The 21291-nt window shown below is 43.3% G+C and carries 18 protein-coding genes and 1 tRNA gene; 16 read left to right on the top strand and 3 right to left on the bottom strand.

From position 1 onward, the window contains the following. Positions 1-403: 403 nt before the first annotated feature. The 10 genes from BS639_RS22275 to BS639_RS22230 all read left to right on the top strand — a co-directional run bounded on the left by BS639_RS22275 (position 404) and on the right by BS639_RS22230 (position 14276). Positions 404-2587: a polysaccharide biosynthesis tyrosine autokinase gene (locus BS639_RS22275; protein WP_084984356.1), complete on the top strand. Its 2184-nt coding sequence runs from the start codon at positions 404-406 to the stop codon at positions 2585-2587. A 73-nt stretch (positions 2588-2660) separates the two neighbouring features. Next, a complete protein-coding gene (locus tag BS639_RS22270) occupies positions 2661-3944 on the top strand; it encodes a hypothetical protein (protein WP_055782897.1) in 1284 nt (427 codons plus the stop codon). Between the two features lie 34 nt (positions 3945-3978). Then, the gene (locus BS639_RS22265) at positions 3979-5136 is read left to right on the top strand and encodes a glycosyltransferase family 4 protein (protein ID WP_055782900.1); all 1158 of its coding nucleotides are present in this window, start codon (positions 3979-3981) and stop codon (positions 5134-5136) included. Positions 5137-5152: 16 nt separating this feature from the next. After that, complete coding sequence (gene murJ, locus BS639_RS22260) at positions 5153-6637, top strand: murein biosynthesis integral membrane protein MurJ (RefSeq protein WP_084984355.1); 1485 nt, start codon at positions 5153-5155, stop codon at positions 6635-6637. Further along, a complete protein-coding gene (locus tag BS639_RS22255; RefSeq protein ID WP_084984354.1) occupies positions 6630-7199 on the top strand; it encodes an acyltransferase in 570 nt (189 codons plus the stop codon). Before murJ ends, BS639_RS22255 begins: the two co-directional genes overlap by 8 nt. Further along, on the top strand, positions 7186-8352 hold the full coding sequence (locus tag BS639_RS22250; protein ID WP_055782909.1) for a glycosyltransferase: 1167 nt from the start codon (positions 7186-7188) through the stop codon (positions 8350-8352). The genes BS639_RS22255 and BS639_RS22250 overlap by 14 nt, the downstream gene beginning before the upstream one ends. A gap of 97 nt (positions 8353-8449) precedes the next feature. Then, complete coding sequence (locus BS639_RS22245; RefSeq protein ID WP_084984353.1) at positions 8450-10000, top strand: right-handed parallel beta-helix repeat-containing protein; 1551 nt, start codon at positions 8450-8452, stop codon at positions 9998-10000. Between the two features lie 129 nt (positions 10001-10129). Next, entirely contained in the window at positions 10130-11551 is a 1422-nt protein-coding gene (locus tag BS639_RS22240; protein ID WP_084984352.1) for a mannose-1-phosphate guanylyltransferase/mannose-6-phosphate isomerase, read from the top strand. Positions 11552-11563: 12 nt separating this feature from the next. Next, entirely contained in the window at positions 11564-12940 is a 1377-nt protein-coding gene (gene cpsG, locus BS639_RS22235) for a phosphomannomutase CpsG (protein ID WP_084984351.1), read from the top strand. 181 nt (positions 12941-13121) lie between these two features. Next, the gene (locus tag BS639_RS22230) at positions 13122-14276 is read left to right on the top strand and encodes a glycosyltransferase family 4 protein (protein ID WP_084984350.1); all 1155 of its coding nucleotides are present in this window, start codon (positions 13122-13124) and stop codon (positions 14274-14276) included. A gap of 76 nt (positions 14277-14352) precedes the next feature. On the opposite strand, the gene BS639_RS22225 is transcribed toward BS639_RS22230, so the two are convergent. Further along, a complete protein-coding gene (locus BS639_RS22225; protein WP_055782925.1) occupies positions 14353-14970 on the bottom strand; it encodes a phosphatase PAP2 family protein in 618 nt (205 codons plus the stop codon). A 192-nt stretch (positions 14971-15162) separates the two neighbouring features. Beyond that, complete coding sequence (locus BS639_RS22220; RefSeq protein ID WP_084984349.1) at positions 15163-16242, bottom strand: tartrate dehydrogenase; 1080 nt, start codon at positions 16240-16242, stop codon at positions 15163-15165. 129 nt (positions 16243-16371) lie between these two features. Here BS639_RS22220 and BS639_RS22215 point away from each other — a divergent pair, with 129 nt between their 5' ends. Both BS639_RS22215 and BS639_RS22210 read left to right on the top strand, forming a co-directional pair. Beyond that, complete coding sequence (locus tag BS639_RS22215) at positions 16372-17265, top strand: LysR family transcriptional regulator (protein ID WP_055782931.1); 894 nt, start codon at positions 16372-16374, stop codon at positions 17263-17265. A 125-nt stretch (positions 17266-17390) separates the two neighbouring features. After that, a tRNA-Phe gene (locus tag BS639_RS22210) sits at positions 17391-17466 on the top strand. 494 nt (positions 17467-17960) lie between these two features. Here the strand turns inward: BS639_RS22210 and BS639_RS22205 are convergent. Next, the gene (locus BS639_RS22205) at positions 17961-18680 is read right to left on the bottom strand and encodes an HNH endonuclease (protein WP_084984348.1); all 720 of its coding nucleotides are present in this window, start codon (positions 18678-18680) and stop codon (positions 17961-17963) included. A 375-nt stretch (positions 18681-19055) separates the two neighbouring features. On the opposite strand from BS639_RS22205, the gene BS639_RS22200 reads away from it, so the two are divergent. The 4 genes from BS639_RS22200 (at position 19056) to BS639_RS22185 (ending at position 21215) form a co-directional block, all read left to right on the top strand. Beyond that, complete coding sequence (locus tag BS639_RS22200; RefSeq protein WP_084984347.1) at positions 19056-19748, top strand: HNH endonuclease signature motif containing protein; 693 nt, start codon at positions 19056-19058, stop codon at positions 19746-19748. Then, positions 19745-20389: a hypothetical protein gene (locus BS639_RS25170; RefSeq protein WP_173882125.1), complete on the top strand. Its 645-nt coding sequence runs from the start codon at positions 19745-19747 to the stop codon at positions 20387-20389. The genes BS639_RS22200 and BS639_RS25170 overlap by 4 nt, the downstream gene beginning before the upstream one ends. After that, positions 20353-20688: a hypothetical protein gene (locus tag BS639_RS22190; protein ID WP_233427742.1), complete on the top strand. Its 336-nt coding sequence runs from the start codon at positions 20353-20355 to the stop codon at positions 20686-20688. Before BS639_RS25170 ends, BS639_RS22190 begins: the two co-directional genes overlap by 37 nt. Positions 20689-20927: 239 nt before the next feature. Next, on the top strand, positions 20928-21215 hold the full coding sequence (locus BS639_RS22185) for a hypothetical protein (protein WP_084984346.1): 288 nt from the start codon (positions 20928-20930) through the stop codon (positions 21213-21215). Positions 21216-21291 lie beyond the last annotated feature (76 nt).

The raw sequence follows: 21291 nt of genomic DNA, 5'->3' as shown, positions 1-21291 counted from the left end.
GCGTTCATAAATGTAATTCACTAAGAAAGATTGGTGTTGATGTTAGCAGCAGTTCAGCATTGTTCTTTTTACAATGCCACGATGTGGGTAACAAAAATCGCCAAGCTATGAATTAAAAAAATAGGGCTTGCCCAGCAATGGGTAAGCACCTAATACATTATATATTAAATCACAATATCACTTTAAATATCCTGCATATAGACAGGGCGGCACACTTTTGTCTGAACACAATGGATGAGGTTAAGCTTTTAATATGGGCGCAGTGGCAGCCATAAGCCAGGGGCGGTAGCATATTTATTATTTGTAGTTTTTTAATACCAGTTAAAAAAATAATTGATGAATCAATCCAGAAAAATCATGGGTTGCAAAACTTAGCGGATATATCCATCAGGAAAAACTAAGCATGTCGCCTGCTCCCTCTCAAAAGAAAATAGTATCAAGTTCTCATGAAATATCTCCGGGTCGTCTCATCGGAGAATTGGTAGATAATCGTCGATTGATTATCTGTATTACAGCCACTATTACGCTGTTGACCCTTATTTATATTCTTTTTGCTACGCCGGTTTATCAGGCTGATGCCGTTATTCAGGTAGAGCAAAAAGAAGGTAATGCTATTCTTGAAAGTCTTAATCAGATGCTGCCTGACTCAACGCCGCAGTCAGCGCCTGAAATATCACTTTTACAGTCACGCATGATCTTAGGAAAAACCGTCAGCGATCTTAATTTGCAAACGGTAGTGCAGCAGCTGTATTTCCCGATATTTGGCCGTGGATGGGCACGCATGATGGGACATGCGCCGGGGCAACTGGCCATTAGCCGACTCTACTTGCCGGCTGACGGCAGCAGTGCGCCAAAGGTCATTCTCAGCATAATTGATGCTAATCATTATCTCATCTCTGGCAAAACGTTTAAGACTAAGGGACGCGTGGGCGAGTTGGTGGAAGATAGCAATATATCCATCAAAGTCGATAAAATAGATGCCAACCCCGGTGATGAATTTAGCGTTAAATACATCAGTGAATTCGATGCTATTGATAACCTGCAAAATAACTATTCTGTATCTGAGCAAGGTAAAGACAGTGGCATGCTTAGCCTGGTGTTGACCGGTACTGACAACCTACTTTTGAAACGCATACTCGATGACATTACCAGTAATTATCTGGCGCAGAATATCGATCGCCAGGCCGCACATGATGCCAAGAGCCTGGATTTTTTGAAAGTGCAGTTGCCTAAAGTCAGGAGCGACCTTGATACTGCTGAGGATAAGCTGAACCAGTATCGACAGCAGAAAGATACTATTGATCTTCCGATGGAAGCTAAAACGGTGCTCGACCAAATTGTTAACGTCGAAAACCAATTGAACGAATTGACCTTTAGAGAAGCTGAGATCTCCCAGCTTTACACCAAAGATCATCCAACTTATAAAGCACTTCTTGAAAAGAAACAGACGCTTAAAGAAGAAAAAGAACGTCTGAATAGCAAAGTTTCAACGATGCCTGATACTCAGCAGCAGGTACTGCGACTCAGTCGAGATGTTGAGTCGGGACGGACTGTTTATATGCAGTTGCTCAACAGGCAGCAAGAGCTGGATATCGCTAAATCCAGCGCCATTGGAAACGTCAGAATCATTGATATCCCTTTGACTCGACCCAAGCCGGTTAAACCGAAAAAGATATTACTGCTCGCGATGGCCGTGGTCTTCGGCGGTATGTTTGCTGTGGGATTTGTATTTATCCGTCTCATGTTACACAAAGGAATCAACTCTTCCGAGAGTCTTGAGGAGCACGGTATCAATGTTTATGCAAATATTCCTATTTCGGAATGGCATTTGAGCAGGCTGCGATCTTCATCTAAGTACAATGACGTGAAAAAAACCAATATCAGTAAAGCCACTCGGGGTTTGCTGGCATTGGAAAACCCGGCAGACCTGGCCATTGAAGCCATCAGGAATCTGCGCACTAGCCTTCACTTTGCCATGATTGAAACGGACAATAATTTGATAATGATCTCGGGAGCCAGTCCGGGGGTCGGTAAAACGTTTATTAGCTCAAACTTGGCCGAAGTCATATCGCAGATTGGCAGAAAAGTTCTCTTGATTGATGCAGACATGCGCCGAGGTAATCTGCATGCCATATTTGCACAGGATGTAGGCTTGGGGCTTTCTGAAATTCTCACGGGTAAGGCCGAGATAGACGAGGCGGTGAAGATTGCTCGTGGATCAAACTTTGATTATATATCGCGAGGTAGGATCCCGAGCAATCCTGCGGAAATATTGATGAGCCGTCGTTTAGAAGACTTGCTGTCTTGGGCATCAAAACACTATGACTACGTTATCATTGATACTCCACCGATTCTGGCAGTCACTGAGGCCGCTATTATTGGCCAATATGTTGATACCACCCTGTTAGTCGCCAGATTTGAGGAAAATACAGCCAAACAAATTGAAGTATGTATTAACCGATTGGCACAAACCGGCGTCAAAGTCACTGGCTGCATATTGAACGGTTTAGAGAAAAAACAGGGGAGTTATTACACCTATGGCTATGACAACTATGGCATAGCCTATTCAAGCCAGAAAGAGGCATGATAATCCCTTTATAGACACTAAAGCGTTTTTCCGAGGTTAAACTCAGCAATTAAGTGCCTTTGAGAGAAAGTGGATGCTCGAACTATCGTATTTTCTATTAGTATCAATAAATATTATCATGTTTTTGCTTTTGTTTATCGTCAATAGAGTAGGGCTGTTCATTACTCAGTGGCTGATATTTGTTGTCTGGTTTTTCGCGTTTCCTTCTTTCTTGCAATACTCAAATCATATTTACCCTTGGGCAAATTATCCGTTGCCCAAGGAGATAACCTTTGTCAATTTCATCACCCTGTTGTTTAGTCTGTTTATGTTCATTGGCTACGCCATCGCTTATAAGAATGATCTTGGCGGAACTTCTGCTGCCAAGACGCGGAGTGATGTGACAACGTTAGACTTGCACATTGATCTCAAAACGAATTTGGTTGCTTTGATGTTAATGTGCCCGTCAATAGTCTTTATTGGTATTGTGGGCGTCCCTTCTTTCTTTATGGGCCGGTCAATCATTAGCGACCTCGTGTATGCCGATGGTTTCCTGCCGATGCTCTACGCATTGTCAAAGTTTTGCGCCTTTGGAATATTTGTTGTTTATCTGTGCTTCTGGGTTAATAGAAATAAAGAAGAAAAATTTGGTGTATTGTCTTATACGACAATGCTTCTTTGCAGCGGCATTAACTTTATTATTAATAGTCCCTTGTCCAGCCCACGCTTTCATTTTCTAAGCATGGCCGTAGCCATTGCAGTTGCACTCAAGAAAATGAACAGCAGGCTTTCCTCGATTATATTATTTATAGCCTCACCGCTGTTCCTGTTCGTTTTATTCCCGATGGTCAAACATTTAGGTGAGACGGGAAAAAGTTATAATACCTACGATCTGTCCGATTATATAGTAGGCGGTGTTGATTTTGACTCTTTCCAGCAATTAGTTAATATCACTCGGTTTGTTAAGGACCAAGGGTATTCTTGGGGCATAAACTTTGTCTCAGGGATTAGCTTCTTTGTGCCCAGAAGCCTTTGGGAGTCAAAGCCAGTTAACCTGGGCATCTTAGCCGCTCAGCATCAGGGATACTTTTACACCAACCTGAGTGCCCCTATTGTGGGTGAGCTTTACTACGCCGGTGATCTTATTGCGGTAGTGTTAGGCGCACTTTTCATCGGGTTATTGACGGGGCGGGCTGATTCATATTTGAGACAGGCAAAAGCCTCTTACTATTATTTTGTTGGTATTTGGATTTCATCATTCTCATTTATCATTTTCCGTGGATCTTTTGGATCCATTGCTCCTCCAATAATGCTCGGTTTGTGTTCATCGATACTGTTGCTTTATGTAAATAGGTTTAACAGGCACCCATCAGCATAACTGAATAAGAATAACTCTGTAGATGAGACGAACTATGAATAACGTCGTGATGTTCACCCGCTCTCTGCCTATGCATGGGTTAGGCGGCATGGAAGTGGTAGCTTGGGATATTGCCAAGGGATTACGTGATGAGGGCTGTAATATAAAGGTGATCACCACCTGTACAGAGGAACTTTCTGGACATCACTTAATTGAAGGAATCGATGTCTATTTTATCGAGAATATAAAAATCGGTAAATATTCTGCGAAGTGGTGGCGAGAGTCAAAACGTATTTTTGACCAACAATTTTCTCACCATTGCGATACTGTGTTTAGCGTTAGCTCTGGTGCCTATGGCATTATCAATCATCGAAGTGAATATCCGGACACTCAGTTTTTAATTCAGGTTCACGGAACCGCGTGGGGCGAATTTATTTCAAAAATTAAGACCAGAACACTGCGCGGGTTCTTGACCTCACCTAAAAACTTAATGTGGTTGTGTCGCGATCTTTTAACTTATAATAAGTTTGATTATATTGTTGGTATTGGACAGCAGATCTGTGCAGATTTCAAAAAATGGCCATATTTCAGTGCAATTAAATCAGAAAAAATAAAACTTATTAGCAATGGAATTGACATCAATTTATTTAAAGACTCTCGAAAAAATACTGATGAAATAAAAAATAAATACCAAATACCCGCTAATAAAAAAGTCATTCTAACTGCCTGTCGACTCCATCCACAAAAAGGCGTTTATAACTGTATCCAGGCACTGAATCTGCTGGAAAACAAAAAAGATATTATTTATCTGATTGCCGGTGATGGCAGTGATGAAGCCCGCTTAAAGGCTTTGGTAAACAGTTTTGGTGCCCAGGATTACATCAAATTTGTGGGAGCGAAAAGTCGTGATGAGCTTGCAGAAATTGCGTCAGTCAGCGATATTTTTTTGTTTCTCACCGACAGAATAGAAGGTCTTCCACTGAATATCCTTGAAGCGGCAGCGGTAGGGTTGCCGATAGTGTTAGCGGAGCAGGTGAAAATCTTTTCTTCAGATAACATTCATCTCATTAATCCAAGAGACTATGCGACGGCCGCAGGTAAAATTGCCTTTTTACTGTCCGGGACGCAGCGTGAAAAAGTAAGTTATATTCCGACTGAATACACGTTGAATTTTGCTGCCAATAAATATAAGCGTCTTCTAACGTCTGAATGATAAAAGGATATACTGCGTGAGGAAGGCTATAGTCTCATTAATAAGTGGTAATTTACTTTCCAAGGCATTAGGGCTTATTAGGGAGGTGGTTGTCGCTGCATTGTTTGGTACAGGATATGTCAACGGAGCCTATCGAGTGGCGCAAACCGGAACATTGGTGCCGGTAAATTTTTTAGTCAGCGACAGCCTGACCGCATTTATCCCGCTCTATAAGAAATTTAGTGCGGAAAATGAAGATAATGGAAAGTTATTCTTCTGGTCGATGCAGCTCGTTTTTCTAATATTCTCGATATTCTTAACCTTTGCTGCAATTATTTTTGTAGGCCCTTGGTTAAGCATTCTGGCCCCAGGTCTGGATGAAAAAACTCGAGCACTTTCTGAAAGTATGCTGATTATCATGAGTCTTGGCATTGTGCTTTATTTAGGCTCAGCCTTGATAAACTATGTCGAAATGGCGCATGACGATTTTCTGCCGATGTCGATGAGGCCGTCTATCCAAAATTTCGGCATGCTCGTGGGCGCACTTTTTGCTTATATTATCAACGACCCTATTTACCTAGCCTGGGGTTTTACCTTCAGTTATGGCATTTTTTTTGGTTGGGTATTTTGTCGTGGCCTTAAAAAGGGGATCTTAGGATTTCCGCGAAAATTTGAACTGTCCGTGTTGAAGGAGGTCAGTGCAAGCTTCTGGAATACCTTGAAGCCGCTTATTTTATTGCCCTTTTTATATCAAGGTAATATCGCCATTGAGCGTGCAGCAGCAACATTAATCAGCATTACCGCCGTTTCTGCCCTCGATTATGCCAAATTTATTACTGAAACTCTGCTGCTGGTTGTCTCTACACCGGTTGCATTGGCAGGGCTTGCCAATTGGGGAGGCTTAAAGCCAGAGATCATTAAAGCAAAGTTAGTCGAAGCTTTTACCTTACTTTTGCTCTTTTCTTTGCCTGTTTCTCTGTTCCTCGGACTGCACGCCAAACTGCTGGTTACCGTGTTGTTTGCCCGCGGGAAATTTGACTACAACTCAATCGTCGTAACGGCCCACATTCTTCAAGGAATGTCGATTGGCCTTTGGGCAAACGTCATTAGCTATGTTCTTATAAAAGCCTTGAATACTCAATTCAGAAACAAAGCCGTCATGGGACTGATGACGTTGGGATTACTTAGTAACGCGCTATTTAATATTTTCTTTCACGACTATTTTAAAGAGTTAACGCTAGGGCTGGGATATTCACTTTATGGATTGATGACATTGGCCGGATGCGTATATTTACTCGGTATTTGGAACTGCGTTAAAAACGGTGTTGCTTATATGCTGTTTTTTTCAGTGATTTATATTTCTTTGAGTTATCTGAATATTAGTCTGTCAAACTCTCTGGCGAACCTGTCATTAAATGGTGCTATTTTTATCATTTTTTGGAGTGGGGTTATTTATTGGGTTCCCTCTTTTAGAGCAAGCATTTCATCAATCATCATTAAACGGAGAAAGGTTGATGTTTAAAAAAATAAGGCTACGCTTCCTTATTTCATTTTTCAGATGTTTATTTTTAATGATTAAGCATGGCAGGAATATAAAAATAAATCCGCTAAAAGTATATATTTCACTTAGCGCAACAATAAAAATAACCAACGGTGGAACGCTCGAAATTAAAGGGGATCGCGATCGAGTCTTCCTGTCTAAAAATACGTCAATACACTGCTCGGGCGGAGTATTAACTATCGGGAATGGTGTGTTTTTTAACGAAAATAATCATCTTGTTTGCCACTCTTCAATGTCGATCGGAGATGACTGCCTGTTTGGACAAAACGTCTGTTTTTTCGATTCAGATCATAATTTTAGCAATATAGAACAGAAAATACGCAATCAAGGATACAGCACAAAATCCGTGAGCGTTGCCGATAATGTCTGGATCGGCGCTGGATCAGTCGTGACCAAAGGAACATCTATCGGTGCGCACAGTGTTATTGGTGCGAATTCTGTCGTTAGAGGTTTATTAGAGGGCCAAAGCGTCTATGCGGGCAATCCGGTCAAATTCGTAAGGAACATTCATGGAAACCGATAATAAAGAAATCGTTTTGTTGTCTACCGCCGATTGGGATAATCCGTTTTGGACTAACAAGCAACACGTTGCCGTTGAGTTTGCGCGCAGGGGGTATAAAGTTCTTTATATCGATTCCCTTGGCCTGAGGGCGCCAAGTCTAAATAAGAAAGATTTTGGCCGCATAGTAAAGAAGCTGCTTAAAGTTGTGCGACCGCCAAAAAAAGTGCAGGAAAATATCTGGGTGTGGTCTCCCGTGACGTTGCCCTGGAACGCCTACCGTCCAGTTCGATTTTTCAATAAATTTTATCTGAGTCTGTGTGTGAAGGTGTGGAGTAAACTGCTCGGTTTTAAAAAGCCTTGGCTGTGGACTTATAACCCCTTGACCACCGAATTTCTAAAACCGGATGACTTCTCGAAAACAATTTACCACTGTGTCGACGAGATAAAGGCACAGCCGGGAATGCCTATCGACATTCTTGAGCGTGAAGAGAAAACGCTGTTAAAACGTGCTGATATTATCTTCGTGACAGCCCCCCAGCTAAAAGAATCTCGTCTGCAATGGAATGATAATATTCATTATTTTTCTAACGTCGCTGATTTTTTACACTTCAATAAAGCACTGACGGAAGATTACCCAATACCCGATGATATTAAAGCTATCAAAGCACCCATTCTTGGTTTTGTCGGTGCCGTGAGTGCTTATAAAATCAATATGGATCTATTGTGTTATCTCGCTAAATCAAGACCAGAATATAATATCGTTATTATCGGTGAAGTAGGAGAAGGCGACCCCTCAACTAAAGTACACCTTTTGAGGGAGTATCCGAATATTCATCTTTTGGGGCCAAGGTCTTACTCCCTTTTACCAAAGTACCTCAAGCATTTTGATGTTGCGCTTTTGCCAAATAATCTAAATGAATATACTGACAACATGTTTCCAATGAAATTTTTTGAGTATTTGGCAGCAGGTAAGCCTATTGTCAGTGTAGATCTTTCTTCTATTAAAGAGTTTCACCATATTGTAAAAATCGGACGCAGCGCCGAAGAGTTTGTTCAGGCGGTTGACGAAGTATTAAAAGGAGACGTTGCTTCATTATCTGACCGGTTGCACCTAGCGAAAGAATATACCTATGAGATACGAACGGCCAAGATGTTGAAAATGATTGATGAGTAGGATGCCGATAATTTATATCTACATCTGTTGTGTTTTTTATGGCTATTAATTCGTGCGTGGCCTCATCGCTTTTCTTCTCTAATAGGTGTTGTAAAGTATGAATGTTACTAAAAGACTGCTCTTAAAGAGAATCTTATTTGGTGCTGCTTATTCATGTATAGGCTCTAAGTCATTTGCCGGTCAGGTAGCGTTGTCGACAGCGGATATTAATCCTATCGCTAATCAGAATGTGACCGATCCAGCATTATTTTTAAAAAAAATAAAAAATAAGATCACGCTTGAAGCACTAAAAAGCATCAAGGGGTCAGAGACCTATGATTACTTTTTCGTTTTGCCCGATGACGTAAAGAATGTCCCTCTCAGCTTGTATATCTGTATTGGCAGTGCAACACCCACCTCTAGCGAATATGTGACCTCTGCTGACGGTCTTAAATGGCAGAAGTATGTTTTACAATTTGAGCTGAGTGACTTTGGTGCCATTGGAGACGGGGTCACTGACTCTGCTGAGGCCATAGAATTAGCGCTTAACTCAGGCTTGGCAATAACGGAGACCAAAACCTATTCCTTTTTGCTAGGCAGAACAATCAATATCAGCGATGTTTATTTGAATTTCACCGGACTCGGCCAAAGTAAAACGACTTTTCTCCTGAATCATTATAATAACGGTATCGAGTTTAGCAGTGCTTCTCCAAAAGTTGATAAATCAGCCGTTACACTGAAAAATTTCACTATAAAAAGGCTCAATAATGCGCTTTATGAGGGGGTTGCAGGCCCTAAGGGATTGTATGTGGGTAATGCAAATCCGTTACTCATCGAGAAAGTAGAAGAGTGTTATGGCTTGGGCTATGGTTTGCACATAGATTATTCAAATAATGTTGTGGTCAGAGACTGTTATGTCCATGATCATAAAGGACAGGCAGCAGGATTATCCGGCACCGACGGTATTCATTTCTATCGCTCACAAAATGTCACCGCTGAAAATAATTTTGTGCATGATGTTGGCGATGATGCAATTTCTGCAGGTTCATATGTCAACACTTACGCGGCCGAAAATATTTCATTCCTCAACAATAAAATATATTCCTCTAAGGGAGGGATGAAAATTTATGGCTTTGCGAATAACGTTCTTATTCAGGGAAATAAAGTTGTGGGCGCGCGTGAGGGTGGGGTATACCTCACCGATGACGCTAACTCCCCTGAAGGCTCAACCGTTGATGGCGTGAAAATTATCTACAACGATTTTTATGCTATTGGTGTTTATGGCCAGTCTGATGAAGGGGGAGCATTAAGAATTCGATTCTGGCCGGTAGATGGGCGTACTTCACGCATCACTAATGTTAGTTTTGAAAATAACTCAGTGTATAATTCCCGAGTGGGTATATCTGAATTGGCTTATAATAGTACTAAACGTTTGTCGAATTTACATGTCTTAAATAACACGTTTATTGTTAATGGCAATGCCGTTGGGGTAATTAAAAAATACTCTATTAAATTAACCCAGTGTGATGATATTCTGGATATTTCTAAAAATATATTTACTTTTCCCACGCTTGACTACTCTATTTTATATGGTGCGGGTCTTTCAGAGTTACAGTGGAATTCAACAGCACAGGCAAATACTGTCGGCAATAGCGTTGTCATCGCATAATTTTTATCTCCTCCAACGTCATTTTTTATTTTCTAATAATGAACAGTAGTTACTAAATTTAATTTTAGTAACATTGCACTTATCAATTCCTCTGAGTGTCTTGCCAGGGAATATATATCGAGGATGACTATGATTCTTCCCGTTATTATGGCCGGTGGTACCGGCAGTCGCTTATGGCCAATGTCTCGTGAACATTTCCCCAAGCAATTTTTGAGTCTACATGGCGAGCAGTCTATGCTGCAAGAAACCATAACCCGCCTTCGCGGCCTAGACGTTTGCGAACCGTTGGTTATTTGTAATGAGCTGCATCGCTTTCTCGTCGCCGAACAGCTACGTCAGATTAATCAGCTATCCAATAATATCCTTTTAGAACCGATTGGGCGTAATACCGCCCCTGCGATTACGCTGGCGGCATTACACGCGGTCAAATATGGGCAAGATCCGTTATTACTGGTACTGGCTGCCGATCACGTCATTGAAAATCCCGAAGCTTTTCATAAAGCGGTACGGGGAGCTATTCCTTTTGCCGAGCAGGGAAAATTAGTGACTTTCGGGATTGTGGCCACCGGCCCTGAGACCGGCTATGGCTACATTCAGCGCGGAATAACGTTTGGCAGTGACGCCGTCCCTGCCTATCGAGTACAGCGTTTCGTCGAAAAACCGTTGCTGGCCACCGCGCTGGAATACCTTGAAAGCGGAGAATATTATTGGAATAGCGGCATGTTTCTCTTCAGTGCCACACGCTTTCTGCAGGAGATGGAGCAATTCCGTCCCGATATTCTTGCAGCCTGCCGTAAATCTATTGAAAACGCTCAGCCCGATCCTCAGCAAGACTTTATACGCGTTGATACTGCATCATTTATTGCCTGTCCGGATGAGTCCGTTGATTACGCGGTAATGGAAAAGACCACGGATGCCATTGTGGTTCCCCTCGATGCAGGGTGGAGCGATGTAGGGTCGTGGTCTGCACTGTGGGACGTAAATAATAAAAACGATCAGGGTAATGCCCTCATCGGTGATGTATTTACTCATAATGCCGCCAACTGCTACATAAAATCCGATGAGAAACTGGTGGCCGCGATTGGTGTCGATAACCTGGTCATCGTCAATACCAAGGATGCGGTGCTAGTTATTAATAAGTCTCAGGTTCAGGACGTAAAAAAAGTTGTAGAGTTTTTGAAACTAAACCAGCGTCGTGAATATCGATTGCATCGTGAGTCATACAGCCCGTGGGGACACAACGACAAAGTGGTCAATGCTCCGCGCTATAACGTCAATCGTATTACGGTGAAACCAGGGGGGAAGTTCTCGCTGCAAATGCATCATCACCGCACTGAGCATTGGGTCATTCTCTCTGGTACTGCCAAAGTGAGTCTCGAAGATAAAACCTATTTACTGACTGAAAATCAATCTACTTTTATTCCGATTGGTACCCAACATACCTTGGAAAATCCGGGGAAAATTCCGTTAGAACTGCTCGAAGTCCAGTCAGGCTCCTATTTAGGCGAAGACGATATTATTCGTATTTCGGACCTCCATGAACATTTCTAACGAGAATAAAACATGTCAGCTAAATTAACCTGCTTTAAGGCCTATGACATCAGGGGTGAACTAGGCGTTGAGTTAAATGAAGATATCGCTTATCGAATAGGTCGCGCATACGGTGAGTACTTAAAGCCTAAGAAAGTTGTCGTGGGTGGAGACGTGCGCTTGACTAGCGAAGCGCTTAAGTTAGCTGTGGCAAGAGGATTGCAGGATGCAGGAACCGACGTAATAGATATTGGGGTATCGGGGACCGAGGAAATCTATTTTGCCACCTCTTACCTGAAAGCTGACGGCGGTATTGAAGTGACTGCCAGCCATAATCCAATGAATTATAACGGTATGAAGTTAGTCCGTGAGGATTCAAAGCCCATCAGCGGTGATACAGGTTTGCGTGATATTCAACGGCTGGCAGAAGAAAATAATTTCAATCACGTCGATGAAGATAAGCGAGGGTGTTACGAAACGCTGTCGGTGCTTGATGCCTATGTTGATAAATTGTTGAGCTATGTGGATATCAATAATTTCAATCGTCCCCTCAGGCTGGTGATTAACTCGGGCAACGGCGCAGCGGGACACGTCGTGGATGCTATTGAGCAGCGCTTTATGTTGGCGGGTAAGCCGGTTGAATTTATCAAGATTCATCATCTGCCGGACGGAAATTTCCCTAATGGTATTCCTAACCCGTTATTGCCGGAATGTCGTCAGGATACGACAGATGCCGTCCTCAAGTATAAAGCTGATATGGGAATAGCTTTTGATGGCGATTTTGACCGCTGTTTTTTGTTTGACGACGCCGGTGAATTTATTGAGGGTTATTATATTGTTGGGCTGCTGGCCGACGCATTTCTCGATAAATATCCGGGTTCGCGGATTATTCACGACCCGCGTTTGAGCTGGAACACCATTGATATTGTCACTCAGGCCGGTGGTACGCCGGTGATGTCAAAGACGGGACACGCATTTATTAAAGAGCGCATGCGCGAGGAAGATGCCGTTTATGGCGGTGAAATGAGCGCGCACCATTATTTTCGCGACTTCGCCTATTGCGACAGTGGCATGATCCCTTGGCTTTTAGTCGCCGAATTGCTGCATATAAAGGATAAATCCCTGAGGCAGTTAGTTAATGACCGAGTTATTGCTTATCCGGCGTCGGGTGAAATAAACAGCGTGCTGAGCTATCCCGATCGGGCAATTTCACGTGTGCTGGCCGTTTACAAGCAAGAAGCATTAAACGTGGATTATACCGACGGTATTAGTCTGGAGTTTGACGATTGGCGCTTTAATCTGCGCAGTTCAAATACTGAACCGGTGGTTCGCCTAAACGTTGAGTCTCGTGCCAATGCGGCCTTGATGTATGAACAAACCGAGAGGATTATTTCTATTCTCCGAGACTGATCTCTTAAGCCTATTTTAAATAGCAGTTCGTCTTAATAATCATTAATCAGGGTTTTAATTCAGTTGCACAGCAATTCTATTAAAAATAAATGTAAGCCAAGATGATAAATTTCCGGCTAATCCTCTTCGTATATTTGCCGCAAATCGTTGCTTTGTGCTTTATTATAAAAAAGGAATAATAATGTTACGAAACGTCAACGTTGGCATTGTTGCCGACTGGTTGGTTACCTTTGCGGGTTCTGAAAAAGTTATCGCCGAATTCATTAATCTTTATCCTCAGTCAGAGATTTATTCTGTGGTTGATTTTCTCTCTGATGAATCAAGGCATCTATTTAACGATAAGAAGGCTACGACTTCCTTTATTCAACGACTGCCTAGAGCCAAGGGAAGTTATCAGCAATATTTGCCTTTAATGCCCTTGGCAATAGAACAGCTGGATGTGACTGGGCATGACATTATTTTATCTAGCAGTCACGCTGTCGCAAAAGGCGTACTGACAGGGCCGGACCAGCTGCATATCAGCTATGTTCATTCACCTATTCGCTATGCCTGGGACTTTCAACATCAATACCTGCGCGAGGCTGGACTGACTAAATGTCTGAAAGGAAAATTGGCGCGCCTGTTCTTGCACAAAATAAGGTTGTGGGATTACCGCACTGCCAACGGTGTTGACCATTTCATCGCTAACTCGCAGTTTATAGCTCGCCGAATCAGAAAAGTGTATGGCCGCCATGCAGACGTAATTTATCCACCAGTTGACGTTAATAACTTTACACTGCAGGAAAATAAAGAAGATTTCTATCTTACCGCCTCACGGATGGTGCCTTATAAACGTATCGACCTGATCGTTGAAGCTTTTAGCCAAATGCCTGACAAAAAATTAGTCGTTATTGGCGATGGCTCAGAAATGGCCAAAATTAAAGCCAAAGCAGGCTCGAACGTCGAGATCCTCGGCTATCAACCGGACGATGTGATGCAGGATTACATGCGCCGTGCAAAGGCTTTTGTCTTTGCGGCAGAGGAAGATTTTGGAATAACGCCGGTCGAAGCTCAAGCCTGTGGCACGCCAGTGATTGCATTCGGCAAAGGCGGAGCACTCGAAACGATCAGACCTTACGGTGAGCAAAACCCGACTGGCGTTTTCTTTGCTGCGCAAACAGTAGCTTCGCTGAACGAGGCAGTGCAACATTTTGAGGCTGTCCGTGAAGCCATCACGCCGCAAAATTGCCGCAATAATGCCTTAAGATTTTCAGCAGAACGTTTTAAATTGGAAATAGATACATTTATTAAAGAGAAGTGGTTGGCGTTTAATAATAATAAAAAGGTTGTTTATTAGGTTATTACAGTTTAACCGTCTTGCCTTTTACCAAAGCACTTTAACACCGCTCCAAATAGAGCGGTGTTAATACTGATTAATGCAGTTCCGCCAACAATCTTGCTCGAGTCCAGGCGGGATGCCCGGTGGCCTGTTCTGCGAGCTTTTCGATCATATTTTGCGTCGTGGCTTTTTTGCCTGTGCTGAGCAAAATAATTGGCAATATTAATAATATAGCGAGCTGTGGCAGCGTGAATGCTTGAACCTTTTGATGGCGATTAGCAAACAAAAACAGGCTGCTGGCGCTGATACCTAAAATCAAACCGGCAATCACTTCGCTCGGTGAATGCGCGTTAAGCACAACCCGGCTTATACCAATTAATACCGGAAGCAAGAAGCCGATGGTAACCATTGTGCGATGGATGCAGCGGCGATAGCCTCCGGTGAGTAACCAGAGCAAAACCGGCCATACCGTCGCTGACATCGTAGTGTGTCCGCTAAATCCGGTAAAATTATAGGTCGCACTGCCCATACCCCAGGCGAGAAAAATAAATTTTGAGATACTGACGATTAAGCCGGTGATTCCAAAAGTAAATAACCAGGCCCAAGGTGTTAAACGACCCGTTACTTTCCATGCCATAAATAAAGCAATAATAACCCCAGTCGGCAATAACAGCATGCTATCACCAAAATAAGTCAGGCTATTCCAAGACAATAGGATTCCCCTTAATTAATTCTAACTTTTTGTTTAAAAAGGCCTAGTAATAATTAAAGAGTGTATCAGCAGGCGGGCGTAGAGGGATAGTGAAATTGTCTTCGCCCGACCTAAGATAAATCATATTTTAGCGTGGATATTCTTTTCGTTTATCTTTGTATGAATAATGAGCAGCCTGTTTTTGGGGCGAAATTACAGTGCATCTGCAATAGCCTGACCCAGCTGACGGGTATTACCCTTACCGCCCAAGTCGCCGGTTAATGGCGCATTGTCTACTCCAAGACTTAACACCTTTTCGATTGCCTGCAGTACCTCCGCGCCCGCCTCAGGATAGCCAAGATGCTCAAGCATCATACCCCCGCACCAGATTTGCCCAATCGGGTTGGCAATGCCTTTACCTGCAATGTCGGGTGCCGAGCCGTGAACTGGTTCAAACAGGCTAGGGAAGTGACCTTCGGGATTAATGTTAGCCGAAGGTGCAATTCCGATGGTGCCGGTACAGGCAGGGCCTAAGTCTGAAAGAATGTCTCCAAACAGATTGCTGGCAACCACGACATCAAACCAGTCAGGATGCAGTACAAAGTTAGCGGTCAGAATATCAATGTGATATTTATCGACCTCAACGTCGGGATAGTTTTTGCCCATTTCCACCACGCGGCCATCCCAGTAAGGCATAGTAATCGCAATGCCGTTAGACTTGGTCGCCGAGGTCAGATGCTTTTTCGGACGCTTCTGCGCCAAATCAAAGGCATATTTCAAAATACGGTCAACGCCGATGCGCGTCATCACCGTTTCCTGGATAACCACTTCTCTGTCCGTATTCGGGAACATTATCCCGCCAACGCTCGAATATTCGCCCTCGGTGTTCTCCCTCACGACGTAAAAGTCGATATCTCCCGGATTTCTGCCCGCCAGCGGCGCTTTTACGCCGGGCATCAGGCGTACAGGACGTAAATTAACGTACTGGTCGAATTCTCGTCGAAACTGCAACAGCGATCCCCACAGAGAAACGTGATCCGGTACGACCTCTGGCCAACCTACCGCGCCAAAATAGATGGCATCAAATCCTTTCAGCGTTTCATACCAGTCATCCGGCAGCATTTTGCCATGCTCGAGATAATAATCGGCGCTGGCAAAATCAAACCACTGCCACTCAATATTGATCCCATGCCGTGCGGCAACTTTCTCCATAACTTTAATACCTTCCGGCATGACTTCTTTACCGATACCGTCGCCGGGGATCACGGCAATTTTATGTTTTTTATTAGACATCTTAAGGGCCTCTTATCATTATCGGGCGGAGTTGCATCATTAATTGGGTACTGAACCAGTGTATTTACTTCCCTGGGGTTCAACAATTTGCTAAATGTTTAAGGCATTCTTAACTAAAAGTGAATAAAGATGTCCTCAACTGATGACCTTCGATTTTTCAGTCTGATTGCGCGTCTCGGCAGCCTGACGGCGGTTGCCCGTGAGATGGGGGTGACACTGCCGGCAGTGAGTAAGCGGCTGACTCAGCTTGAACAGCGGCTGGCGGTACAGTTGGTGCTGAGGACGACGCGCAAGCTGCAGTTAACGCTCGAAGGCGAACGCTACGTTGAAGGCGCACGCCTTATTGTTAATCAAATTGACGAGCTGGAGAGTGTGGTATCGAACAGCCAGGCGCGGCTGACGGGCAGGCTGAGCCTGAACGCCTCCTTTGGCTTTGGGCGCCGTTTTATCGCGCCGCTTATCTCGTCTTTTCACCGGCTGCATCCCGAATTAGATATCGATCTTCAGCTCACCAGCCAGCCGCTAAATTTTCTTGATAACGGTGTTGATATCGACCTGCGGGTTGGCGAGCCGCCTGATTCTCGCCTGGTTGCGATAAAGCTGATGGATAATCCGCGCGTTGTCTGTGCTTCTCAACGTTATCTCGACCAGCACGGAGTGCCGACCTGCGTGGCGGACCTTGCGCACCATAACTGTATTGTGCTGCGTCAGTTTGAGGGCGATTACGCAGTGTGGCGCTTTACCAAAGAAGGCAGGGAGTACGTGCAAAAGGTGAGGGGAGATTTATCGAGTAACGACGGTGAAACGGTGGTGAACTACGCGCTGGACGGACATGGAATTATCCTTCGCTCAGGGTGGGACATTCAAAATAATCTACAGCAGGGTGAGTTAATCCCACTGCTCACGGACTATCACGCGCCAGAGGCAGATATTTATGCGGTTTATACCTACAGGAAGCACGTGCCGGCGCGGATCAGCGTTTTTATTCATTATCTCAAGCAGCATCTTGGACATAATCTGTGAATGAAGGAAAATCGTCGAGGTTTTCACCCTTTCGCTTTAAAAAACATCACTCAGGCGCGCTAACCCACTAATCTGTAAAAAAGCCGTTGACGACACAGGGCCAATACGGTTTAATGCGCCCCGTTGCCCGGATAGCTCAGTCGGTAGAGCAAGGGATTGAAAATCCCTGTGTCCTTGGTTCGATTCCGAGTCCGGGCACCATCATTCATACAGCGTGGGTCAGAAAATGCTTCTGACTGGCGTTAGAAAGTTGGTGTTAGAATCTACTTGAAACTCAATAGACATACTCAAGATTTAGCATCAACTTCAAGAAGGGGACCTTTAAACGGGTTCCCTTTTTTTGTTGTTCGTCATCTTCACAGTCAATACCCACAAAGTCAATACAAGTAAGACGTTAGATTTATGCCTCGCCACCTTCACGATTTATCCTGTTACTAAGCTTACCCAGATTTTAAATGCTATCCATGTGGCAGCTTTTTTAAGTTAATAGTGTTTTGACCCGATATTTCACCAAACCTATTCCCGCTTAAGATGATAGTTTTCTGGACCGGAAAACTGTGAAGGTTGACAGAGTGGGCATTGGTAAAGGTAAGTTGTATACGAGCCGTTTTGCCCGCTCAGATGCACTGGAGCGGGTCAAAACGAAGACATTACTAAAATCGGGGCGTACTAATCAGCGGGGAGCAGGTCACAGGTCAGAGCCTCAATTTCTTTTTTAATTCTTCAACTTGAAGTACTTCACTACCACGATGAATCATCGCGTGACAGTTCGGGCATAAGGGAATCATGTCGGTTACAGGATCGACGACGTAGTTTTCGCCAATAGTATACAATGGCTTAATGTGGTGTACATGAATGAAACCTTTCCCATGTTCGCCATAGACCTTCTCAAAGTCGAAGCAACAGCATTTGCACGTAGTACCGTGATACTGTATGCAAGCATGTCGAGCCTTGGGATCACGTTCGTAGTGGTTTACTGTAACCTGCGTCTTAGCCCCTTCGACAAAACTTTCAGACGATGGGATTTCATCAGGAAATGGATTCGGTAGGAAATCTGCGTACCAAACATCACCTTCTTTTCGAAGATAACGTTTGTTTAATTCACGCTCAAAATCCTTTATTACTGCAACCTCCGGATTATCTGGATGTTCTGAGAAAACCATATTAAAGGTGAAAAGTTCGTATCCTTCGTGGGCTAAACGGATATGTTCGAGTGCCTGTGTGTAGCCCGGTTGCTTTTTATTGTTAGAGTTGTATTCCCATTTCTCTCGGAGAATTACAGAACGCTCCTGATCTCTCTCAACATCCCAGGAACCAAAAATAACCACCTTCTTGTCATGGTTAACAAACGACCAACTCCACGTCCAGTTATTGCAAGTAGCCCCGAGTGACTGGATGAATTCTTTCCTATTCATATGAGACCTTTAGTTAGTTAAATTAGGCTTGTCGAAATGATTGTAAGATCATAAAAATGATTCGCTAGTTTACCTATTTTTAAACGGGCAGATAAGTTGAATCAGCTTGTACGCTGAATATGCTGCGTGGGTTTGTGACCTATTTCTTGCTAATTAACAAAGACTGATGTTAGCCACGTCCGCTTCTGGCACCAAGTTGACCCTCTGAAGTGCCACGAGGTCAGGTAAGAGCGAGAAGCGGAAGTTCGAAATTATTATCAACATGGAATAGAGCATGATGAAAAACTCAGTGCAATATGAGGCGGGTCAACTGTATGCTTTCCAACTGTAATACAGTATGTTTTCATAGTGACAATCAAGCCCTTGGAATCTAATATGGCTATTCGGAAAAGTATCCCAAACGAAACCAAATTGCGGCTGTTTTCGACGTCGGCAGGTCATTGTCAGAAACCAGAATGTCTTGAGCCACTTTTCCCAGCAGAGATAGGCGGTGATAAGCATATAGCTGAAATGGCACATGTCATTCCTCATGGTGATACTGGGCCCCGCCACGAAGAGAGACCTGCTGAGGAGTTTGAGGCAGACTCATTTGAAAACCTCATACTGCTATGTTCAACTTGCCACACTATTATCGATAAAGCGCCTGAGTCATTCCCAAGAAGCACGATTTTAGACTGGAAGAGCAACCATCTTGCAGCCTTAGCGCACAAGCAAGGTATTATTCTTTATGAAAATAGAAGACAAGCAAGAGAGTCTGTCATAGCAGCTATGGATGAAAGTAAGGCTATATGGAAAGAGTTCGCTCCTGTTGAAGGGGCAAAGTCTGAGTTCAATCCTGAGTCTGAAACGGCCCAAATATGGTCGCTTAGGATGAAAAGTGTCATTTTACCTAATCACTTCCGCATTCAGGCGATCATAAGCATGAACTTATGCCATCTGACAGCCGAAGAGCGGGAAACCTTTGCACAATACAAAGAGCATGTTCGTGGACTTTCTGAGCGCCATGTTTGTGGTGTTTCTGGAAGGGCCATTCGTTACCCTCAAGATATGGATGGAGTATTTTCATGAACTGGCAAGTTAAATTTGCACTTGAAAATATAAATAACCACTTCAAAAAAGCAGGTTCCGCAGAACATATCGCTGACGATGCTATCAGAATTTCTATCCACGACAGACCTGACACATTAGCTATTATTTCCGCATCATGTGAGATCACTATTGAGATAGCTAAGCAGTATCATGAAAAATTCCCTGATTTGAATTTTCTCTGTGGTTACAGAAAAGAGTGTGTGTGGACAGGTGAGGCTATCAACTACTTAAGTAACGCAAAAATAGGATGGGGCAATGCAGGCACCTTATATTCTGCCCTTTCAGACAATAATGTTAATATTGCTTCTCACAAAGATTATTTTTTCTCGTATCGGCTTATCACTCAAATGGGAGTTGTAAGAAGTATAGAGCGGGAGTTTGATCGCGTATTCAATATTGATTTAGCCAATGGTCGCAAGCTGAGGGTGGGCATGCTACTTGAATACGAGCCTACAGCTGATGCCGTGCGATCATTTTGGGAAAAGTTTGGTCCTGTTGATGTGATGTGGAACATTAATCCTAACGGTGATCCTACTAATAATGCCCTTGCAGCAGGGCGTGACCTTGGTTGCGGAGTCATGAAATGGTCAGAATTCAGGGAATTAATTCTTCGCCGTTGATGTCGGTAAGCGACGTGGCACGCCACCTTTTAAAAACGTGCCAAGCATTGAAGTTTTTTGAATGTTTTATGTTTGGTTCGTCGCTTTTTGGGGTTGGAACTGATTACGATATGTTGGTTATAGGCCCTGCTGGAGAAGCATTAATCCAACTCAAAGCAGAGCTGAAGCTTGCGGGAGCGGAATTGCCGCTGGATATTTTATACATGCTTCCAAAAGAGGCGGAAGAAACCGATTTTGTTGTAAAACAAAAATGTGTATCCCTTACCCATTTAGTGACCCTGGATTCACTGTTTGTGTAACTTTAAGAATCCCCGTTTTGTTTGCAGAATTTTGGACTACAAACTTCCACTTTCGGCACGAAACCGACCGTAGCTGCATCAGCGAGCTGCTATGAGCGAGGAGTGGAGGTTGTTTCCTGCCTGCATTGATCGTGACTTCCATGGTCACTGAAGTTAGACAACTTACCAATTGCTTTCTATACATTAAAAAGTGTAAATTATTGTATTAACTTCAAAAAACCAGCATCCGTGAGGGAATTATGAAAAAAAGTCGTGGTTCACGTGGTCATGTGCATATATCAAATCCAAAGTTTACCGGAATCAGCATTACATTAGCCAAAAAAGATAACCCAGATAGAACGATAAAAGCCTCGATAAATTCAAAGTTTATTAATATAAAAAATGGACGTGTAAGTTTAAATTCCAGACAAATAAAAAAAGGCAGCTGGGTAATCGTTTCAAGTGTAAATATTACCATTCCCGAAAACGTACCTAAAATGACTACTAGCACAGGGCCTAAACGTGCAAATATTAATAAGGTACTGTAATGATTTTAGATAAAATACAGCAAACGTACTATGCTGCAAGCAGTTCACTATCAAATATTAATAGGCAATCATGCTT

Origin of the sequence: Rouxiella silvae (assembly GCF_002093625.1) — a bacterium.
GTDB classification, from domain to species: Bacteria; Pseudomonadota; Gammaproteobacteria; order Enterobacterales; family Enterobacteriaceae; genus Rouxiella; species Rouxiella silvae.
Note: the sequence above shows the minus strand (reverse complement) of the source record. Positions and strands in the feature narration are given on the sequence as shown.

Excerpts from the sequence above, each read along its gene's own strand:
- BS639_RS22240 (WP_084984352.1), top strand. The coding sequence starts at position 10,130 with ATGATTCTTCCCGTTATTATGGCCGGTGGTACCGGCAGTCGCTTATGG.
- BS639_RS22220 (WP_084984349.1), bottom strand. The coding sequence starts at position 16,242 with ATGTCTAATAAAAAACATAAAATTGCCGTGATCCCCGGCGACGGTATC.
- BS639_RS22205 (WP_084984348.1), bottom strand. The coding sequence starts at position 18,680 with ATGAATAGGAAAGAATTCATCCAGTCACTCGGGGCTACTTGCAATAAC.
- BS639_RS25170 (WP_173882125.1), top strand. The coding sequence starts at position 19,745 with ATGAACTGGCAAGTTAAATTTGCACTTGAAAATATAAATAACCACTTC.
- BS639_RS22245 (WP_084984353.1), top strand. The coding sequence starts at position 8,450 with ATGAATGTTACTAAAAGACTGCTCTTAAAGAGAATCTTATTTGGTGCT.
- BS639_RS22200 (WP_084984347.1), top strand. The coding sequence starts at position 19,056 with ATGGCTATTCGGAAAAGTATCCCAAACGAAACCAAATTGCGGCTGTTT.
- cpsG (WP_084984351.1), top strand. The coding sequence starts at position 11,564 with ATGTCAGCTAAATTAACCTGCTTTAAGGCCTATGACATCAGGGGTGAA.
- BS639_RS22265 (WP_055782900.1), top strand. The coding sequence starts at position 3,979 with ATGAATAACGTCGTGATGTTCACCCGCTCTCTGCCTATGCATGGGTTA.
- BS639_RS22275 (WP_084984356.1), top strand. The coding sequence starts at position 404 with ATGTCGCCTGCTCCCTCTCAAAAGAAAATAGTATCAAGTTCTCATGAA.
- BS639_RS22255 (WP_084984354.1), top strand. The coding sequence starts at position 6,630 with ATGTTTAAAAAAATAAGGCTACGCTTCCTTATTTCATTTTTCAGATGT.
- BS639_RS22230 (WP_084984350.1), top strand. The coding sequence starts at position 13,122 with ATGTTACGAAACGTCAACGTTGGCATTGTTGCCGACTGGTTGGTTACC.
- BS639_RS22250 (WP_055782909.1), top strand. The coding sequence starts at position 7,186 with ATGGAAACCGATAATAAAGAAATCGTTTTGTTGTCTACCGCCGATTGG.
- BS639_RS22190 (WP_233427742.1), top strand. The coding sequence starts at position 20,353 with ATGGTCAGAATTCAGGGAATTAATTCTTCGCCGTTGATGTCGGTAAGC.
- BS639_RS22215 (WP_055782931.1), top strand. The coding sequence starts at position 16,372 with ATGTCCTCAACTGATGACCTTCGATTTTTCAGTCTGATTGCGCGTCTC.
- BS639_RS22270 (WP_055782897.1), top strand. The coding sequence starts at position 2,661 with ATGCTCGAACTATCGTATTTTCTATTAGTATCAATAAATATTATCATG.
- BS639_RS22185 (WP_084984346.1), top strand. The coding sequence starts at position 20,928 with ATGAAAAAAAGTCGTGGTTCACGTGGTCATGTGCATATATCAAATCCA.